The organism is Streptomyces sp. NPDC050121 (genome assembly GCF_044460385.1).
In the GTDB taxonomy this organism is placed as follows: domain Bacteria; phylum Actinomycetota; class Actinomycetes; order Streptomycetales; family Streptomycetaceae; genus Streptomyces; species Streptomyces soliscabiei.
In genome coordinates this window covers 421038-438854 of record NZ_JBITJV010000001.1, presented here as the reverse complement: position 1 = coordinate 438854, position 17817 = coordinate 421038, and the positions used below count along the sequence as shown (strand labels likewise).

Here is a 17817-nt window from a genome sequence, read left to right as displayed (position 1 = left end):
GTCAAGGGTATCTGTGTATGGACGGCGTCCGCCGACGGAACGTTCCGTCGGCGGACGCGAAAGGGTCGTAAACCAGTCAGGTCGGTGAATGATCGGGGTGACGGGGGCCTGCTCGTGGGGCTTGCGGTATTGCCGGTCGGTCAGTGGATGATGCCGGTCCGCAGGGCCACCGCGACCATGCCGGCGCGGTCGCCCGTGCCGAGCTTGCGGGCGATGCGGGCCAGGTGGCTCTTGACGGTCAGCGCCGACAGGCCCATCGAGACGCCGATCGCCTTGTTCGACTGGCCCTCCGCGACCAGCCGCAGCACCTCGACCTCACGGCCGGAGAGCTCGCGGTAGCCACCCGGGTGACTCGGGGCACCCGGGGGGCGGCGGTGCAGGCGGGCGGCCGAGCCGAGGGGGGCGGCACCGGGTCGGTTGGGGAGACCGAGGTTGGTGCGGGTACCGGTGACGACATAGCCCTTGACGCCGCCCGCGAGGGCGTTGCGCACGGCGCCGATGTCGTCGGCGGCGGAGAGGGCCAGCCCGTTGGGCCAGCCCGCGGCGCGGGTCTCCGACAGAAGGGTGAGGCCGGAGCCGTCGGGCAGGTGGACGTCGGCGACGCAGATGTCGCGGGGGTTGCCGATGCGGGGACGAGCCTCCGCGATGGACGAGGCCTCGATGACGTCGCGCACACCGAGCGCCCAGAGATGACGGGTGACGGTGGAGCGGACGCGCGGGTCGGCCACGACCACCATGGCGGTGGGCTTGTTCGGGCGGTAGGCGACCAGGCTTGCGGGCTGCTCGAGGAGAACGGACACCAGGCCTCCTGGATGGGGGACGGGGGGCCGGCTCGTGGGGCTTGTGGGGAGGAAGCCGGGACGAACCGTGCTTTCAAGGTCACAGTCGTCTTCGGCAGCGAACCCGGGGTCCTTTAGAGAATGATCACGATCTAGTGAGTAACAATCTGTGCGACTCGGACATGCGATCGATCATCCGAAGATCGAGTCGGTTTAAGTGGGCCTCTTACGGGACCGAAAATGGCCGTATCGACAAAGAGATGGTCAACGTGAGTGTGGCCCCCTGCGCTGCGGCAGCGTCACCACCGACGCATCCCCCGGTCCGGCCGGCGGCAGCCCCGCGACCTGCGCCAGCAAGTCGCACCAGGACGCCAGGTGCGCCGCCGTGTCCGGCACCCCGCCCACGCCCTCGCGCGGCGTCCAGGAGGCCCGGATCTCGATCTGTGAGGCCGCCGGGCGTTCCGCCAGCCCGCCGAAGTAGTGCGAGCTCGCGCGCGTGACGGTCCCGCTCGGCTCCCCGTACGTCAGCCCGCGCGCCTGGAGCGCGCCGGTCAGCCACGACCAGCACACCTCCGGCAGCAGCGGATCGGCGGCCATCTCGGGTTCCAGCTCGGCCCGGATGAGGGTCACCAGCCGGAACGTTCCCCGCCAGGCGTCGTGCCCCGCCGGGTCGTGCAGCAGCACCAGCCGGCCGTCGGCCAGATCCTGCTCACCGTCCACGACCGCCGCCTCCAGCGCGTACGCGAACGGGGCGAGCCGCTTGGGAGCCGGTGTCGGCTCGACCTCGATCTGCGGCCGCAGTCGCGTCGCCCTCAGCGCGTCGACGGCGGCCCGGAAAGGCAACGGAGCCGACGTGCTCCCATCCCGGTCCCCCTCGTTCGCGTCATCCATCCCGCCAGCGCCGTCCGACAGTCGTCCCTGAGCCGCAGCCATGCGGGGAAGATTAAGGGGAACGGGACCTTCGCGCAGGGCAAGACACCCTTGCGCTGCTCGCGGACGGATGCGCGCTGGGCGAACAAACACACGACCCACCCTCCTCGAACACACCTGCCGCAGACACCGACGGGACCCGGCCGGGGCGCATCGAGGTGCACCGAGGGCCGGCCAGGGCCCCTGGAGGCGCGGCGGGGGTGTGGATGAGGTGCGGGCGGAGTGCGGGCAGGGGGCCGGGTCGGGGGGGTTGGGGGCGTGCGAGACTTGCCGTCGTGAGCGTGAACGAGAGCCCTGCGGGCCGGCAGCCGACAGCTACGTACGACAGTGCCTTTCTGAAGGCGTGCAGGCGTGAGCCCGTGCCGCACACGCCCGTGTGGTTCATGCGGCAGGCCGGGCGCTCGCTGCCGGAGTACCGCAAGGTCCGCGAGGGCGTCGGGATGCTCGAGTCCTGCATGCGGCCCGACCTGGTCACCGAGATCACCCTCCAGCCGGTGCGCCGGCACAACGTGGACGCGGCGATCTACTTCAGCGACATCGTCGTCCCGCTCAAGGCGATCGGCGTCGACCTCGACATCAAGCCCGGCGTCGGCCCGGTCGTCGAGAAGCCGATCCGTACCCGCGCCGACCTCGCCCAGCTGCGCGACCTCACCCCCGAGGACGTCTCCTACGTCACCGAGGCCATCGGCCAGCTGACCGCCGAGCTCGGCGCCACCCCGCTGATCGGCTTCGCGGGGGCGCCCTTCACCCTGGCGAGCTACCTCGTCGAGGGCGGCCCGTCGCGCACGTACGAGAACGCCAAGGCGATGATGTACGGCGACCCGGAGCTCTGGGCCGACCTGCTGGACCGCCTCGCGGAGATCACCGCCGCCTTCCTGAAGGTGCAGATCGAGGCGGGCGCGAGCGCCGTCCAGCTCTTCGACTCCTGGGCCGGCGCGCTCGCCCCGGCCGACTACCGCCGTTCGGTGCTGCCCGCCTCCGCGAAGGTCTTCCGCGCCGTCGAGGGCTACGGCGTCCCGCGCATCCACTTCGGCGTGGGCACCGGCGAGCTGCTGAAGCTCATGGGCGAGGCCGGCGCGGACGTCGTCGGCGTCGACTGGCGCGTCTCGCTCGACGAGGCCGTCCGCCGGATCGGCCCCGGCAAGGCACTGCAGGGCAACCTCGACCCGACGGTGCTGTTCGCCGGCGCCGAGGCCGTCGAGACCAAGACCCGAGAGGTCCTCGACGCGGCCGCCGGCCTGGAGGGCCACGTCTTCAACCTCGGCCACGGCGTCATGCCGTCCACCGACCCGGACGCCCTGACCCGCCTGGTCGACTACGTCCACACGCAGACCGTCCGGTAACCGGTCTCACCATGTGTGCCGGGGCCGGGCCCGTCTGCCGAACAGCAGACCGCGCGGCTCCGGCGGCGGAGGCGTGCCCGGCTTGAGCGGCCAGGCCATCAGCATGCCCGCGAGGAAACCCACGACATGCGCCGCGTACGCCACGGTGCCCGCGCCCAAGACGCCCTCGCCCGAGGAGTACACCGCCTGCAGCACGAACCAGAAACCCAGTACCAGCCAGGCGGGCAGGCGCAACGGCAGAAACACCAGGAACGGGACGAGCACCCACACCCTGGCCTTCGGATACAGCACCAGATAGGCGCCCAGCACCCCCGCGATCGCCCCCGACGCGCCGATCAACGGATCGGTCGAGTCGGCGTTGAGGACGGCGAAGCCGTAGGACGCCGCGTAGCCGCAGGCGACGTAGAAGAGCGCGAAGCGGACGTGCCCCATGCGGTCCTCGATGTTGTTTCCGAAGATCAGCAGAAACAGCATGTTGCCCAGCAGGTGCAGCCAGCCGCCGTGCAGGAACATCGCGGTGAGGACGCTCAGCGCCGGCGACTTGTCGTAGCCCGGCGGCCCCAGCTGACATCTCACGCCCATGGTCTCGCCGGTGGGGACGAGCTGCGGCAGCTGATGGTGGATCAACTCGCGTGGCACAGCCGCGTAGTGCTCCAGGAAGGCGTGCAGATGGCACGTTTGGGCCAGGCTGCTGTCGCCCGCCACGGAGCCCGACAGGCCGGGCATGAACCAGAAGACGAAGACGTTCACCGCGATCAGCGCGTACGTCACCACGGGGGTGCGGCGCACGGGGTTCACGTCATGGACGGGGATGACCACAAGGAAGTACTGCCCCCGATCCGTTCGACGAACCGGTGAACGCGGGTCCCCACGGGTGCGTATGAACCGGCAACCGCTCGCGGCACGAGGAAGGCGGGCCGCGGGGACGACGTGAGGAACAGGCGAATGAACGACCGAGTTACTCCCACGATGCACGCCACGCCCGACGGCGAGGCGGAGATCTCCCTGGTGATCCGGCTGCCCTGGGAGGACGTGGCGCGGCTCGGCCAGGAGGCCGGGCGGCTCGCTTCACAGATGCAGCGGCCGGTGACGTTGGACGAGGCTGTCAGCAACCGGTTGCGGACGCGGCCGGCGGTCGCGGCGCACGCGAAGCCGGCGGAACAGCCCGCCGCCGCGGCGGTCTCTGCGCTGCCGCGACTGACCGGAACCGCTTAAGGGGCGTTGCGGGGCAGGCGCGTGAGGGCGGGTGCGTGGGGACCGGTCGCGCAGTTCCCCGCGCACCCTGGGCCAGTTGCCCTGACGCCCGCCTAGAAGCTCCGTACTTTTGCCGACGCCTTTCTCGCCGCCACCAGGACGGGATCCCATACCGGTGAGAACGGCGGCGCGTACCCCAGGTCCAGGGCCGTCATCTGTTCCACCGTCATTGCGGCCGTCAGGGCCACCGCCGCGATGTCGACCCGCTTGCCCGCGCCCTCCCTTCCGACGATCTGGACGCCCAGCAGACGGCCCGTCCGTCGCTCGGCGAGCATCTTGACCGTCATGGGGGAGGCGCCGGGGTAGTAACCGGCGCGGCTGGTGGACTCGATGGTGACGGTCTCAAACTGGAGGCCGACCCTGCGCGCGTCCTTCTCGCGCAGACCCGTGCGGGCGATCTCCAGGTCGCAGACCTTGCTGACGGCCGTGCCGACCACGCCCGGAAACGTTGCGTAACCGCCTCCGACGTTGGTTCCGATGACCTGGCCGTGCTTGTTGGCATGCGTGCCGAGGGCGATGTGGCGTTCCTGGCCGGAGACCAGGTCGAGCACCTCCACGCAGTCGCCGCCGGCCCAGATCGACCCGTCGGCGAGGGGGCCGCGCACCCGCATCGCGAGGTCGGTGAGCAGCCCGCCGTGCGCGCCGAGAGGCAGCCCGGCGGCCTTCGCGAGAGCGGTCTCCGGGCGGACGCCGATGCCCAGCACCACCACGTCCGCCGGGTACTCGTCGTCCTCGGTCACCACCGCCCGCACCCGCCCGTCCCCGGCCGTGCGCAGTTCGGTTACCTCGGCGTCGTTCACCATGGTGATGCCCATGCCCTCCATGGCCCGGTGCACCAGCCGGCCCATGTCCGGGTCCAGGGTCGACATCGGCTCGCTGCCCCGGTTGACGACCGTCACCTCGTAGCCGCGGTTGATGAGCGCCTCGGCCATCTCCACGCCGATGTACCCGGCTCCCACGACCACGGCCCGCTTCCCGCGCGCGCGTGCCAGCGTGTCGAGCAGCGCCTGCCCGTCGTCGAGCGTCTGCACCCCGTGCACGCCCGGCGCGTCCACCCCCGGCATGTCCGGCCGGATCGGGCGGGCCCCGGTCGCGATGACGAGCTTGTCGTACGACGTCCAGGACCGCGCCCCGGAATCGACGTCACGCGCGCGTACCCGTCGTCCGGCCACGTCGATCTCGGTGACCTCGGTGCGCAGCCGCAGGTCGATCCCGCGCGCGCGGTGCTCCTCGGGCGTGCGGGCGATCAGATCGTCCCGTTCGGTGACGTCACCGCCCACCCAGTAGGGGATCCCGCACGCCGAGAAGGACGTGAAGTGGCCGCGCTCGAAGGCGACGATCTCCAGCTCCTCGGGCCCCTTCAACCGGCGGGCCTGGGACGCCGCGGACATGCCCGCGGCGTCACCGCCGATCACGACCAGTCGCTCGATGCTCATACGAACACGCTACGGGGGGCTCGCAGTTCAGTCCTGCTCGGGCTCGCCCGCCCGCGCCGCCCGCCGCCGCGGTCGTACCAGCCGCAGCCACGCCAGCAGGAGCAGCGCGGCCACCGCGAGGAAGGGCAGCACCGCGCCGAACGCGACGGCGATCCAGCGCAGCACCGTCACGAAGGCGTCCCAGCCGCCGGCCAGCGCGTCCACGAACCCCGGATCGTCGTCCTCGGCGGCCGGAGCGGCCGGCTTCCGGGACAGGGTCAGGGTGACGGTCGCCAGGTTCGTGCGGTCCTTCAGGGAGGCCTGCTCGGCGAGCAGCGCCTCCAGGTCGGCCTCCCGGCTGCTCAACTCGCCCTCCAGGGTGACCACGTCACTCAGCTTGGTTGCCCGGTCCATCAGCTCGCGGACCCGGGCGACGCTGGCGCGCTGCGAGGCGATGCGGCTGTCGACGTCGACGACCTGGTCGGTGACGTCCTGGGCCTTGGCCGTGCGCTCCAGGAGCTTGCCCGCGCCCTGTAGGGCGGCGAGGACGTCGTCGTACTTCTCGACGGGCACCCGCAGCACCACCCGGGTCCGCTCGGCGCCGTCCTGGTCCCGGACGGTCGCCTCGTCGCCGACGTAGCCGCCCGCGTTCTCGGTGGTCGCGCGGGCCTCGTCGAGAGCCTTCGGCACGTCTTTGACCTGCACGGTCAGGGAGGCCGTGCGGATGATGCGGTTCGCCGTAAGCTTCGGCGCGGCGGTGGCCTTCGAGGCGCCCGCGCCCTCCTTGGCGTCCTGGGCGGCCGCGTTCCCGGAGGCCGCGGCCCCGGCGCCGGCCTCTCCGACGGCGGCCTTGTCGGCCTTGGCGCCCGCGCCCGAGTCGTCCGCGGCGCTGCATCCGGTGAGCGCGAGCGCTCCGGCCAGCAGGAGCCCGGGCAGGACGTGGGCGGGTCGTACGGAACGTCGTCCCGAGCGTCGTATGGATCGGCGTGTGCTCATGTGGGTGTGCCCCCCGAGGGTCGTGGCGACTGACGCTCCTTCGACGCCCGGGTGGGTCCAGACGTTGGCGGGGATCGGTTCCGAAGAGGTCACGGTCGGGACGCGGGGAGGACACCCGCGCGCGGCGGGAGCGTCAGTGGGGCCCGCGCCGCTGGCGCACCTGGTCTGAGAGAGTGGGGACATGAGCGCAACGGGTACGGGCATGGGGCAGCACGTCGTCGTCATCGGCGCCGGAATCGCCGGGCTGGCCGCAGCCCACCGACTGCTGGCGCACGGCGCGCGGGTGACCGTGCTGGAGGCGTCCGACCGGGTGGGCGGCAAGCTGCTGCCCGGCGAGATCGCGGGCGTGCGCGTGGACTTCGGCGCCGAGTCGATGCTGGCCCGCCGACCCGAGGCGGTCGCCCTCGCGCGCGAGGTGGACCTCGACGACCGCCTGCGGCCGCCGGCCACCGCCACGGCCTCGATCTGGACCCGCGGAGCCCTGCGCCCCATGCCCAAAGGCCACGTCATGGGCGTCCCCGGCACCGCGGACGCCCTCTCCGGCGTGCTGTCCGAGGAGGGCCTCGCCCGTATCGAGCGCGACGCCGACCTGCCCCGCACGGAGGTCGGCGAGGACGTGGCGGTGGGGGAGTACGTGGCGGCCCGCCTGGGCCGCGAGGTCGTCGACCGCCTCATCGAACCCCTCCTGGGCGGGGTGTACGCCGGAGACGCCTACCGGATCTCGATGCGCTCGGCCGTCCCGCAGCTCTTCCAGGCGGCGCGCACCCACACGTCGTTGACGCAGGCCGTCCGAGAGATCCAGGCCAAGGCGGCGGCCGCCCGGCAGACCGGGCCCGTGTTCATGGGTATCGAGGGCGGCGTGGGCTCCCTGCCGCTCGCGGTCGCCGAGTCCGTCCGGGCACGCGGCGCCGAGATCCACACGCGCGTGCCGGTGACCGGACTGCGCCGGGAGCCCGCGGGCGGCTGGCAGGTCACCGCGGGGGAGCGGGTGCTGCGCGCCGACGCCGTGGTGGTCGCCGTCCCCGCACCGGCCGCCGCCGCACTGCTGGCCGCCGAGTCCCCCGAGGCCGCCGCCGAACTGCGCACGGTGGAGTACGCCTCCATGGCCCTGGTCACCCTCGCCTACCGGCGCACCGAGGCCGCCCTGCCCGACGGCAGCGGCTTCCTCGTCCCGCCCGTCGACGGCCGCACCATCAAGGCCTCCACCTTCGCCTCCCAGAAGTGGGCCTGGATCGCCGACCAGGACCCCGACACGGTCGTGCTGCGCACCTCCGTGGGGCGGTACGGCGAGACGGCGATCCTCCAGAAGGACGACGCCGAACTCGTCGACGTCTCCCGGCACGACCTGCGCGAGGCCACCGGCCTGGAGGCGACGCCCCTCGAAACCCGCGTCACCCGTTGGACGGACGGCCTGCCCCAGTACCCGGTCGGCCACCACGCGCGCGTGGCCCGCATCCGCGAGCACGTCGCGAAACTTGCCGGCCTCGCCGTGTGCGGCGCGCAGTACGACGGCGTCGGCATCCCGGCCTGCATCGCGAGCGCGTACGCCGCGGTGGACCAGCTCCGCGGCGACCTGAGCGCCGTCCGGGAGCTCACGGCCAACCCGGTGCAAAGTCTGCACGGCGGAGCGGGAGAATGAGAACCATGAGTGACGACGCCCCCACCACCGAGGCCGGCAGGATCCCCAACAAGGGCAAGCTGGCCAAGGACCTCAACGAGGTCATCCGCTACACCCTGTGGTCCGTCTTCAAGCTGAAGGACGTGCTCCCCGAGGACCGCGCGGGCTACGCCGACGAGGTCCAGGAGCTGTTCGACCAGCTCGCCGCCAAGGACGTGACGATCCGCGGCACGTACGACGTGTCCGGTCTGCGCGCCGACGCCGACGTCATGATCTGGTGGCACGCCGAGACCGCCGACCAGCTCCAGGAGGCGTACAACCTCTTCCGTCGCACGAGGCTCGGCCGCGCCCTGCAGCCGGTCTGGTCGAACATGGCGCTGCACCGCCCCGCCGAGTTCAACCGCTCGCACATCCCGGCGTTCCTCGCCGACGAGACGCCCCGCGACTACGTGAGCGTCTACCCCTTCGTGCGCTCCTACGACTGGTATCTGCTGCCCGACGAGGACCGGCGCCGCATGCTCGCCGACCACGGCAAGATGGCCCGCGGCTACCCGGACGTCCGCGCCAACACGGTCGCCTCGTTCTCGCTCGGCGACTACGAGTGGATCCTGGCCTTCGAGGCCGACGAGCTGTACCGCATCGTCGACCTCATGCGGCACCTGCGCGCCTCCGAGGCCCGTATGCACGTCCGCGAGGAGGTCCCGTTCTACACGGGCCGCCGCAAGTCGGTGGCCGAACTGGTCGCAGGGCTCGCCTGATCAGCTCCTGGGCCGGTCGGCCTGCTCCTTGGACGGGGCCGCCGGTCGCGGTGCCGGGTGCGGTGCGCAGGCCGCGCGCCGCACCGGGAGCCGGCCCTGGAGGAGATAGGCGTCCAGGTAGCCGTTGACGCAGGCGTTCGGCCCGCCCGCGATGCCGTGGGTGCCGGAGTCCCGCTCGGTCACCAGCACCGAGCCCGTCAGCCGCCGGTGCATCTCCAGAGCGCCGGCGTACGGCGCGGCGGCATCCCGCTCGGCGGCCAGGATCAGCGTCGGCGGCAGCTCACCCGGACCGGTCCGCACGTCGAGCGGCCGCTGCCGGGGCACCGGCCAGAACGCACACGGCAGGTTCGCCCACACGTTGTCCCACGTCTCGAACGGCGCGACGCGCGCGAGCCGCGTGTTGTCGCGGTCCCACATCTTCCAGTCCGTCGGCCACGAGGCGTCGTTGCACTCCACGGCCGTGTACACGGCATTGGCGTTCTCCGCCTCCGCGGCGGCCTCCCGCACCGGCCCGGCCTGCGCGATCAGCTGCCGCGGATCGCCCTTCAGGTACTCCGACAGGGCCTGCGCCCGGGCCGGCCAGTAGTCGTCGTAGTACCCGGCCTGCAAGAACGCGCCCTGCAGCTGGCCCGGCCCCACCGTTCCACCCGCCGGCTCCGCGGCCAGTCGGGCCCGGGCCCGCTCGTAGCCGGCCAGCACCGCCTGCGCCGTTTTGCCCAGGCCGTACACGTCGTCGTGCTCGGCGATCCACTCCCGGAAGTCCGTCCAGCGGCTCTCGAAGGCCGCCGACTGGTCGAGGTTGTTGCGGTACCAGATCTGCGCCGGGTCCGGGTTCACGGCCGCGTCGAACACCATCCGCCTCACATGCGAGGGGAACAGGGTCGCGTAGAGCGCCCCGAAGTACGTGCCGTACGACGCCCCCATGAACGTCAGCCGTTCCTCGCCCAGCGCGGCGCGCAGCACGTCGAGGTCACGGGCGTTGTTGAGCGAGTTGTAGTGCCGCAGGGCGCTGCCCGCCCGCTTCCCACAGCCCTGCGCGTAGGCCTTCGCCTGCGCGATGCGCTCCCGCTTGTACGACTCCGAGGGATGCACCGGGGCTGGGGAGGGGCCCTTGAAGAAACGTTTGGGATCCTGGCAGGACAGGGGCGCCGAACGGCCGACTCCGCGCGGGTCGTAGCCGACGAGGTCGTAGGCCGCCCCGATCCGCTTCCACTCCGGCAGCAGCCCGATCAGCGGGAAGTACAGCCCGGAGCCGCCGGGACCGCCCGGGTTGAAGACCAGCGCGCCCTGCCGGGGCACCCGGAGCTTGTTGTTGTGCGGGTCCCGCTGCGTGGCCCGCACCCGGCTGACGGTCAGTTTGATCTGCCTGCCGCCTGGGCGGGCGTAGTCCAGCGGGACGACGACCGTGCCGCACTGCATGCTGCCGGGCAGGTCCTGAGCGTCGGAGCAGTTCCCGAAGTCGACGCCCTTCGCCGCGGCCCGCGAGGCGGCGAGCGCGACGCCCGTAGCGATGCCGGGGGCGGCGGCGACGGGCAGGCCGGGGACGTTCGGAACGCCGGCCGCCGGGACGGCGGAGAGTGCGGTCAGCAGCAGGGCTGCTGCGGCCGAGTGGAGGGCGGCGGCTCTCATCGGGTGTCCCTTCGGTGCACGGCGGCGACAAAAGGGATGTTTGGTTCGGTCGTGGGGGAAGGCAAGCACCACCGGCGGGTGTCGGCACCAATGCCCCTTGTGCGCACCCTGGTGGTCGAGCGCGCCCGGTCTCAGTCCCGCCCGAACTGCTCGCGATGCGCGAACGCCGCCCGCAGATCCGGCTCACCGACCGCGCGGATCCCGCGCACGGCGACCGAGGTCAGATACGTACGGTCGTCCCCCGCGCTCCCCGCGCGCCGGGCCAGCGCGCCCAGCAGCCGCTGCCCGGCCGGGGAGGCCCAGCGCGAGTACGGGTGCACCTCGACCCGCGCTATGGCCAGACAGCTCAGGGTGAGGGCGAGGGGCAGCGCGAACCAGAGTGCGACGAGGGTGCGGGGCATGTCGGGGGTCGCGGGGACCAGCAGCGCGGTCGCGCCCAGCCCGAGGGCGACCGCGGCGGCGAACCGCACCTGCCGTACCCCGGCCGCGACCGTCGTACGGACCCCGTCGGGCACCGCCAGGCCGGCGCTGACGAGCCGGTCGGCGAGCCCGCGCACCGCGTCTGCGGCCGACGCGGCGGCCCGCGCCGGCGCGATACGGGACTGCCCCTGCGGGCCGATGGCTCCGATGACCGACCGTTCCATGTCGTCACGCCCGCGCGGGTCCACGACGGTCGCCCAGCCCGTGTGTGCGAGCAGCAGCCGCTGCTGCCGTGCCATGGAGACCATGGCGAGGTCGGCGACCCGGCCGGGGCCGCCGGACAGGAAGGCCGCCTCGTAGAGCGTCAGGTCATGTCCGAGGCCGGCGTTCTCGTCGACGGTCGCCGCCCGGACGGCGGCCAGGCACAGGCGTGTGCACGCCGCGCCCGCGACGGCCCATGCCAGCAGCAGGAGAAGCACCCAGACCATGCCGTGTTTCTATGCCAGATACCCCGGGAAACGCCATGCCTTGTTCACTATCCGGACCGAGCGTGGCGGGTATGTGACGTTCCGCTTGCCTTCGTCCGGACCCCAAGGTCGCCGGTGGGTTCAGGAACCGGGCGGCGGGCTGGCCGCGGCCGGCGGCAGCGTGTACGTGGGAAACGGCGACGGCGCGGCCGGTACGGCCCACCCCGGATCGGTCGTGGGGCCGGGCGGGCCGGATGAGGTGGTGAGCGGCGGTGTGCTGCCGGTGGCCATGTCCCGGGCGAGGGCGTCGAAGTCGACGTACCCGGTGGCCTCAAGGATCTTGATGTGGTCCAGCACGGTGGTATTGGCGTCGTCGGCGAGGTCGCGCACCAGAGAGTTGCGGGTACTGGCCCGCACCTGGGCGACGACGGAGAAAACCCGGCCGTGCGCGAGGCGCAGGAGGTTGGCGAACTTCCAGTCGTACTGCTCGCCCTGCGCCGCGTCGAGTTCGCGCAGCCAGCCCTTCTGCTGTTCGTCGGGCTCGTTCGGCAATGCGAGGCCCAGTCGGGAGGCGACGGAGCGTACCCGCTCGTCCAGGAAGGTGTGCCCTTCGACGAGGTGTCGGCCCGCCGTCCGCACGGCCTCGGTCGTGCCCTTCGTCTGCGCCTGCCGGCCGGCGGGCAGCTCCCACAGCCCGGCCAACCGGACCTTGGCGACGAACTCCCGGTCCAGCGCGGACAGCGGCCCGTACTGCGTGGACACGCTCTGCGCGTTCAGCACGTCCACTCCCGTGCCCGAGCGGTCGGTGTACGACCAGATCGGGAAGACCAGCGCCGCGAGGGTCGCCGCCAGGCCCGTGAGGATGAGCCCGGTACCACTGAAGATGCCTCTGCCCTTGATCGGGGGTCGCGGGCGCATGGTGCCTCCTGCTTGCGGCACTGCACGCTAGTGCGCTTCGGTTGCGGGGACTGGCATATTACTTCGCCGGTTCCGTCAACTGCCGTACAGGGGCGAATAATTGCATCACGGACATATCGGGTGAAGCGGGAGAGTGAAATGAGGTGGCAAAGCGGTAGAAACGGGCGGTAAGCGGTCGGGATATGCGGCGAGGGCGTCGAAGGTCTCGAGCGCTGTGGGCGGTGTTAACCCCGGCACATCCGTCACCGTCGGATCAACGACCGCCCCACCCGTCCCATCCGAGCCAGCCGTGACGTCGGTCGTGGTGCCGGTCCCGAGCGGTCCAGCCACCAGCGGCGCAGCTCGCGGCGGGACCGGCCCTCCGCCAGCGGTCCGCCCAGCAGCAGTTCCTCGGCGAAGTCGAGGGCGTCCTGCCGGTAGCCGCCGCGCATCGGATGCCCTTGGGCGTACGCGAGGAACGCGGTTCGGTAACCGTTTGCGAGGATGAGCGGCAACTCGGGGGCCACCTTCGCCACGACGTCCGCCCGCTTCGCCGCCAGCGCCCTGGCCTGTACACCGAGCCGAACCCGGTCGAAGCCCTCGGGCACCGGCGTCCCGGCCACGAGCGCGGACAGCAGAGCCGTCTGGGCGAGGCCGAGGCGCTGGCGGGCAGCCGTCGCCTCGTCGTCGGAGGCGGTCGGTGCCGTCTCCCTGGTGGGCGACGAGGATTCGTCCGCCGTCGTGGCGCGCTTCGCCCCGCCCGACCAGACCCGCGCGAAGGCGCTCTCCTGCGCACGGCGCTCCTGCGCCCCGCGCTCGACGGCCTTCCGGATCGCGTCCAATTCCCGCTCCAGCTCGGCCGGTTCGGGGAAGTTCTCGTCCCGCTCCAGCAGTACACCCGGCGGCGACACCCGGGACGCCAGGTCGGTCAGGATGTCGAGGACCGGCCGGGGCACCGGGTGGGCGTGGCTGTCGTGCCAGACGCCGTCCCGTACGAAGCCGCCCGCGACATGGACGTAGGCGATGGCCTCCAGGGGCAGTTCGGCGAGCGCCTTGGCGGGGTCCTCGCCACGGTTGACGTGATTGGTGTGCAGGTTGGCGACGTCGATGAGCAGCCGCACGCCCGTGCGGTCGGCCAGCTCGTACAGGAACTGCCCCTCGGTCATCTCCTCGCCCGGCCATGAGACGAGCGCGGCGATGTTCTCGACGGCGAGCGGCACGGGCAGCGCGTCCTGCGCGATGCGCACGTTCTCGCACAGCACGTCGAGGGCGTCGCGGGTGCGCGGCACGGGCAGCAGATGCCCGGCCTCCAGCCGCGGGGACGCCGTCAGGGGCCCGCCCGCACGGACGAACGCGATGTGTTCGGTGACCAGCGGCGACCCCAGCGCCTCGGCCCGCTCGGCGAGGGCCGCGAGCCGCCCCTCGTCGGGCCGCTCCGCGTCACCGAGCCCGAGCGAGACACCGTGCGGGATCACGGTGACCCCGCGCTCGCGCAGCCGCAGCAGGGAGTCGGGCAGATGGCCGGGACACACGTTCTCGGCGACGGTCTCCACCCAGTCGATGCCCGGCATCCGCTCCACGGCGTCCGCGATCTCCGGCCGCCAGCCGATCCCCGTCCCCAGTCGCATCATGGCCCCCGCCTCCTCGACCCGCCCCTGCCGGTGACGGAGGTATGACCCTGCCCCCGACCACCGAACCACGCCTTGCCCACCTTCAGAGGAATTCTTGAGCTTTCTCGGCCGGGAACGGTTCGACAGCCGGAGCTTCGCCCAGCTGGGACAGTTCATCGCGTACAAGGCCCCAGGCCTGGACGCAAACACCGCTTTCGCAACCAGTGATGCCCGTTGTACAAGCCCGGCGCTTTGGCACGGGACAGTTGACAGCAACATGTGAGGTTCGGCCGGGGAACGGTTCAGCGAAGAGCAGGGTGCTCCGCCACGACCGTGCAGCTGCCCGGTGCGATCTCGGTGAAGCCGGCGTCCCGGACCAACGGCAGTCCGCTCGCCGTCAGCTCTCGCCACCGTGCCGGTTCTGCGGTTCGTACGGCGAGTGCGAAACCCGTCTGCCGCCAGGCGTCCCGCTCCTCCTCGGACAGTTCCCACCAGGCGAGCTGGGCCCCGTGCCCGGCCTGCGCCATCGCCTTGCCCGCGGACATGTCGAGCTCCGGGTTAAGCCAGATCACCGGGGCCGTCGCGGCGGCGTCGACCGGCGGCTCCGGGTCGTCGAGGTCGGTCCCGGAGACCTGGAGCTTCGCCAGCTCCTTCGGCCAGCCGTCCAGGGGCACCGGCGGAAACACCCGCACCTCGGCCGTCTTGCCGGTGACGGTGATCCCGGGCAGCGCCTCGGCCCGCCGCCACTCGGCCCCCCGGGCCCGCCGCACGACCTTCCGGATCCGGGCGTCCTGCCAGTTCCGCACGGCCTGCGCCCACTCCCCGTCCCCGACCGCCCGATCATCACTCAGCATGACGAGCACGGCCCGGGCAGCGGTCTCGAGGGCGTCGGTGCGGGCAGGGGGCGCGCCCTTCTCTATCCGCACGACAAGGGGCAGGACGAACTGGGGGGCCTGATCACGGGGGTTGGACTCGGTCTGAAAGGGACTCTCACTCACAGGCGCAGGCTACTTGACCCACCCGCACCCTCCGTACGACAGGATGCCCCTCATGGATCGCGCCCTACGCCTGACCAACGCGGGCCGCCGCTACGGCCTCCGCGGCCCCTGGATCCTCCGGGAGGTGAACCTCCACCTGCCCCCCGCCACCCTCACCCGCATCGAGGGCCCCAACGGCACCGGAAAGTCCACCCTTCTCCGTCTCCTCGCCCGCATCGACGCCCCGACAGAAGGCAAGGTCGCCGGCCGCCCCCGCACCGCCTACGTCCCCGAACGCTTCCCCTCCGCCCTCCCCTTCACCGCCCTCGCCTACCTCACCCACCTCGGCACGATCCAAGGCCTCCCCCGCCCCACGGCGGAGCGAACCGCAGGCGACTGGCTCGACCGCTTCGGCGCCACCGCCCACGCCCGCACCCCGATGGCCCAGCTCTCGAAGGGCAGCAGCCAGAAGGTCGCCGTCGTGCAAGCCCTCCTCGCCGAAGCGGAGTTGCTGATCCTGGACGAGGCCTGGACCGGCCTGGACACGGACGCGCGAGCCGAACTGGAGAGAGCGGTGGCCGAGCGCACAGCCGCAGGCGCAGCCGTCGTCTTCGTCGACCACGACCCCCGCCGTCTCATCGGTACGACGGACGCCGTGTACACCGTCCGCGACGGCACCCTTCACCGCCGTACCGACGCAGCCCCGCCTGCCGCCCCCGAGGGCCCGCACACGACGATCGAGGTGGAGGGCCCCGCACCCCTGCCGCCGGAGGCGGTCCGCCTCGCCACGGCGACGGAGGAGACGACCCCGCGAACCCACCGCCTCACCGTCCCCGCCTCCCGCTCCGACGTCGTGCTCCGTGCCCTCCTGAGCGGCCGCCCGCCGTACCACGTGGTGAGCGTGCGCCCGTCCGACTCCGAAGGCCGCCGATGACCGCACTGCTGCGCTACCAGACCGCCCTGCTCCTGCGCTCCCAGCGCTGGCTGCCGCCGTTCCTGCTGTACGTCGTCTTCCTGGGCATCAGTGTGCAGGGCGGCCAGCCCCTGCTGGACTCGCTCGGCTGGACGTCCGCCGTGCTGCTGCCGGTCGCCGCCTGGCTGGTGCGGATCTGCGTCACGGGCGAGCCCCCGGCCGCCCGGACGGTCGTCGCGGCCGCCGTCGGTCCCGCGCGGGCGCACCTCGCCGCGATCCTGACCGCCCTGGGCGCGGCCGCGCTGCTCGGTACGGTCGCCACGGCGGCGGTCGTGCTCATCAGCGACCCGGTCAGCGCCGACCACCAGCACCGCATCCCCGTCCCCGAGGCCACCGCGGCGGGCTTCCTTGCCGCTCTGACCTGCGCCCTGCTCGGCACCGCCGTCGGCGCGCTCACCGTCTGGCCCGTGCTGCGTTCCACCGGCCGGGCCGTCCCGGCGCTGCTGCTCGCGGCCCTGCTGGCACTGGTGGTGAGCGGCTCCCCGGCGCACGCGGCGGTCACCGGCCTGGTCACGAGCTCGCACACAGCGGCGGTCAGCCCACCGCTGCTCCCCCTTGCCGCCGCGGCCGTCCTCGCCGCCGCGGCGGCCGCCGCGGCCTGCGCGCTCACCTCCCGCAGATCACCCTGAACACGCAGACCGCTGAGCCTCCTGCCTCCCCCGCTCTCGGCTTCGCTCGAGCGGGGACCCCCATGCACACCGGGCACGACGTGATCCCCTTGTACGACTCCGGGTACGAGGCCCTACGACCGCTCCCGCGCCGAGCCGATCAGCTCCGACACCTTCACGAACCGGTAGCCCCGGCGGCGCAGCTCCGGCACGATCGTGCGCACCGCCCGCTCGGTCGTCGGCGCGGCGCTGCGGGTGCAGTGCATGACGACGACGGAGCCCGGCTTCACGCCCTCCAGCACCTGCCGGGCCACCGCGTCCGCGTCCGTCGCGAACGCGTCCCCGCTCACCACGTCCCACTGCACCGCGGTCACGCCCGTGCCGCTCACCGCGCGCAGCGCCCGCTGGTCGTAGCAGCCGCCGGGGAAACGGAAGTAGGGCATCGCGTTGGGCACCCCGGCCTTGCGGAACGCCGCGTACGCCCGTTCCACGTCCGCCCGCATCCGGTCCGCGGGGACGGTCGGCAGGCCGTAGCAGTCATCGGTGAACGCGTAGTGGCTGTAGGAGTGGTTGGCGAGCTCGAACTGCGGATCGCGGCCGATCGAGCGGGCCTGGTCCGGGTACTCCTCGGCCCAGCGGCCGGTCATGAAGACGGTGGCCGGCACCTTCAGCGCGCGCAGCGCCGCGATCAGCCCGGGGTTGTCGAAGTGCTCGCCGGACGCCGCTCTGGCCCCCTCGTCGGCGGTCATGTCGGCGTCGAAGGTGAGGGCGACGGTCTTGTCGGCGGTGCGGGGGGCGTTGCGGAAGACGGGGGTGAGACCGGCCGGGCCGGGGGCCAGTGTGGGGGGCCGGGAGGGAGCGGCGGTCTTGCCGGGGGCGGCAGGGGTGCGGGGGTCGGGGGAGGCCGTGGTGGCGGTGGGGGAGGTGTGGGCGGGGGCGGCCGGGCGGGCGGCAGGCGGTTCCTGGGCGGCGGTGCCGCAGGCGGCGAGGCTGCCGAGGGTGGTGCCGAGGACGCAGAGGGCGGCGAAGCGACGTGCCGGAGTGATCATCGTATGAATGTAGGAGGAGTGTGCCGCGGGCTGTGCGGATATATGACCGCGTCTGCGATGGCATCACCCGGCCGGGCTCTCGCGTGCTCAGCCG

At 72.5% G+C, this 17817-nt stretch carries 17 protein-coding genes; 6 read left to right on the top strand and 11 right to left on the bottom strand.

What is annotated here, in order from left to right:
* Positions 1-140: 140 nt before the first annotated feature.
* Positions 141-800, bottom strand: a complete 660-nt coding sequence (locus ACIBTS_RS02035; RefSeq protein WP_079658912.1) for a response regulator transcription factor — start codon at positions 798-800, stop codon at positions 141-143.
* 243 nt (positions 801-1043) lie between these two features.
* Positions 1044-1712, bottom strand: coding sequence for a DUF3000 domain-containing protein (locus tag ACIBTS_RS02030; RefSeq protein ID WP_399315877.1), 669 nt, complete (start codon positions 1710-1712; stop codon positions 1044-1046).
* Positions 1713-1984: 272 nt separating this feature from the next.
* Here ACIBTS_RS02030 and hemE point away from each other — a divergent pair, with 272 nt between their 5' ends.
* Positions 1985-3052: a uroporphyrinogen decarboxylase gene (hemE, locus tag ACIBTS_RS02025; RefSeq protein WP_399315876.1), complete on the top strand. Its 1068-nt coding sequence runs from the start codon at positions 1985-1987 to the stop codon at positions 3050-3052.
* Positions 3053-3058: 6 nt separating this feature from the next.
* On the opposite strand, the gene ACIBTS_RS02020 is transcribed toward hemE, so the two are convergent.
* Positions 3059-3871: a rhomboid family intramembrane serine protease gene (locus tag ACIBTS_RS02020; RefSeq protein ID WP_399315875.1), complete on the bottom strand. Its 813-nt coding sequence runs from the start codon at positions 3869-3871 to the stop codon at positions 3059-3061.
* A 126-nt stretch (positions 3872-3997) separates the two neighbouring features.
* On the opposite strand from ACIBTS_RS02020, the gene ACIBTS_RS02015 reads away from it, so the two are divergent.
* The gene (locus tag ACIBTS_RS02015; protein ID WP_399315874.1) at positions 3998-4267 is read left to right on the top strand and encodes a hypothetical protein; all 270 of its coding nucleotides are present in this window, start codon (positions 3998-4000) and stop codon (positions 4265-4267) included.
* A 92-nt stretch (positions 4268-4359) separates the two neighbouring features.
* Here the strand turns inward: ACIBTS_RS02015 and ACIBTS_RS02010 are convergent, their stop codons facing one another.
* Both ACIBTS_RS02010 and ACIBTS_RS02005 read right to left on the bottom strand, forming a co-directional pair.
* Entirely contained in the window at positions 4360-5742 is a 1383-nt protein-coding gene (locus tag ACIBTS_RS02010; RefSeq protein WP_399315873.1) for an FAD-dependent oxidoreductase, read from the bottom strand.
* Between the two features lie 27 nt (positions 5743-5769).
* The gene (locus tag ACIBTS_RS02005) at positions 5770-6717 is read right to left on the bottom strand and encodes a DUF4349 domain-containing protein (RefSeq protein WP_399315871.1); all 948 of its coding nucleotides are present in this window, start codon (positions 6715-6717) and stop codon (positions 5770-5772) included.
* Positions 6718-6898: 181 nt separating this feature from the next.
* Here ACIBTS_RS02005 and hemG point away from each other — a divergent pair, with 181 nt between their 5' ends.
* Together hemG and hemQ are read left to right on the top strand one after the other, a co-directional pair.
* Positions 6899-8356, top strand: a complete 1458-nt coding sequence (gene hemG / locus ACIBTS_RS02000; protein ID WP_399315870.1) for a protoporphyrinogen oxidase — start codon at positions 6899-6901, stop codon at positions 8354-8356.
* 5 nt (positions 8357-8361) lie between these two features.
* A complete protein-coding gene (gene hemQ / locus ACIBTS_RS01995) occupies positions 8362-9093 on the top strand; it encodes a hydrogen peroxide-dependent heme synthase (protein ID WP_399315869.1) in 732 nt (243 codons plus the stop codon).
* Here hemQ and ACIBTS_RS01990 read toward each other — a convergent pair whose 3' ends face one another.
* The 5 genes from ACIBTS_RS01990 to ACIBTS_RS01970 form a co-directional block, all read right to left on the bottom strand.
* A complete protein-coding gene (locus tag ACIBTS_RS01990; protein ID WP_399315868.1) occupies positions 9094-10722 on the bottom strand; it encodes an alpha/beta hydrolase in 1629 nt (542 codons plus the stop codon).
* A gap of 131 nt (positions 10723-10853) precedes the next feature.
* Positions 10854-11630: a TIGR04222 domain-containing membrane protein gene (locus ACIBTS_RS01985; protein WP_399315867.1), complete on the bottom strand. Its 777-nt coding sequence runs from the start codon at positions 11628-11630 to the stop codon at positions 10854-10856.
* Between the two features lie 120 nt (positions 11631-11750).
* Complete coding sequence (locus ACIBTS_RS01980; protein ID WP_399315866.1) at positions 11751-12527, bottom strand: DUF4142 domain-containing protein; 777 nt, start codon at positions 12525-12527, stop codon at positions 11751-11753.
* 242 nt (positions 12528-12769) lie between these two features.
* Positions 12770-14137, bottom strand: a complete 1368-nt coding sequence (locus ACIBTS_RS01975; RefSeq protein WP_399315865.1) for a DUF692 domain-containing protein — start codon at positions 14135-14137, stop codon at positions 12770-12772.
* A 281-nt stretch (positions 14138-14418) separates the two neighbouring features.
* Positions 14419-15114, bottom strand: coding sequence for an aminoacyl-tRNA hydrolase (locus ACIBTS_RS01970; protein ID WP_319675498.1), 696 nt, complete (start codon positions 15112-15114; stop codon positions 14419-14421).
* Positions 15115-15166: 52 nt separating this feature from the next.
* Here ACIBTS_RS01970 and ACIBTS_RS01965 point away from each other — a divergent pair, with 52 nt between their 5' ends.
* Together ACIBTS_RS01965 and ACIBTS_RS01960 are read left to right on the top strand one after the other, a co-directional pair.
* A complete protein-coding gene (locus ACIBTS_RS01965; RefSeq protein WP_399315863.1) occupies positions 15167-16027 on the top strand; it encodes an ATP-binding cassette domain-containing protein in 861 nt (286 codons plus the stop codon).
* Positions 16024-16695 (top strand): ABC transporter, encoded by a 672-nt coding sequence (locus ACIBTS_RS01960; protein ID WP_399315862.1) that lies wholly within the window; start codon positions 16024-16026, stop codon positions 16693-16695. The genes ACIBTS_RS01965 and ACIBTS_RS01960 overlap by 4 nt, the downstream gene beginning before the upstream one ends.
* Before the next feature lie 113 nt (positions 16696-16808).
* Here ACIBTS_RS01960 and ACIBTS_RS01955 read toward each other — a convergent pair whose 3' ends face one another.
* Positions 16809-17723: a polysaccharide deacetylase family protein gene (locus tag ACIBTS_RS01955; protein ID WP_399315860.1), complete on the bottom strand. Its 915-nt coding sequence runs from the start codon at positions 17721-17723 to the stop codon at positions 16809-16811.
* Between the last annotated feature and the right edge of the window lie 94 nt (positions 17724-17817).

Excerpts from the sequence above, each read along its gene's own strand:
- ACIBTS_RS02030 (WP_399315877.1), bottom strand. The coding sequence starts at position 1,712 with ATGGCTGCGGCTCAGGGACGACTGTCGGACGGCGCTGGCGGGATGGAT.
- ACIBTS_RS02015 (WP_399315874.1), top strand. The coding sequence starts at position 3,998 with ATGAACGACCGAGTTACTCCCACGATGCACGCCACGCCCGACGGCGAG.
- ACIBTS_RS02010 (WP_399315873.1), bottom strand. The coding sequence starts at position 5,742 with ATGAGCATCGAGCGACTGGTCGTGATCGGCGGTGACGCCGCGGGCATG.
- ACIBTS_RS02005 (WP_399315871.1), bottom strand. The coding sequence starts at position 6,717 with ATGAGCACACGCCGATCCATACGACGCTCGGGACGACGTTCCGTACGA.
- hemG (WP_399315870.1), top strand. The coding sequence starts at position 6,899 with ATGAGCGCAACGGGTACGGGCATGGGGCAGCACGTCGTCGTCATCGGC.
- hemQ (WP_399315869.1), top strand. The coding sequence starts at position 8,362 with ATGAGTGACGACGCCCCCACCACCGAGGCCGGCAGGATCCCCAACAAG.
- ACIBTS_RS01990 (WP_399315868.1), bottom strand. The coding sequence starts at position 10,722 with ATGAGAGCCGCCGCCCTCCACTCGGCCGCAGCAGCCCTGCTGCTGACC.
- ACIBTS_RS01985 (WP_399315867.1), bottom strand. The coding sequence starts at position 11,630 with ATGGTCTGGGTGCTTCTCCTGCTGCTGGCATGGGCCGTCGCGGGCGCG.
- ACIBTS_RS01980 (WP_399315866.1), bottom strand. The coding sequence starts at position 12,527 with ATGCGCCCGCGACCCCCGATCAAGGGCAGAGGCATCTTCAGTGGTACC.
- ACIBTS_RS01975 (WP_399315865.1), bottom strand. The coding sequence starts at position 14,137 with ATGATGCGACTGGGGACGGGGATCGGCTGGCGGCCGGAGATCGCGGAC.
- ACIBTS_RS01965 (WP_399315863.1), top strand. The coding sequence starts at position 15,167 with ATGGATCGCGCCCTACGCCTGACCAACGCGGGCCGCCGCTACGGCCTC.
- ACIBTS_RS01960 (WP_399315862.1), top strand. The coding sequence starts at position 16,024 with ATGACCGCACTGCTGCGCTACCAGACCGCCCTGCTCCTGCGCTCCCAG.
- ACIBTS_RS01955 (WP_399315860.1), bottom strand. The coding sequence starts at position 17,723 with ATGATCACTCCGGCACGTCGCTTCGCCGCCCTCTGCGTCCTCGGCACC.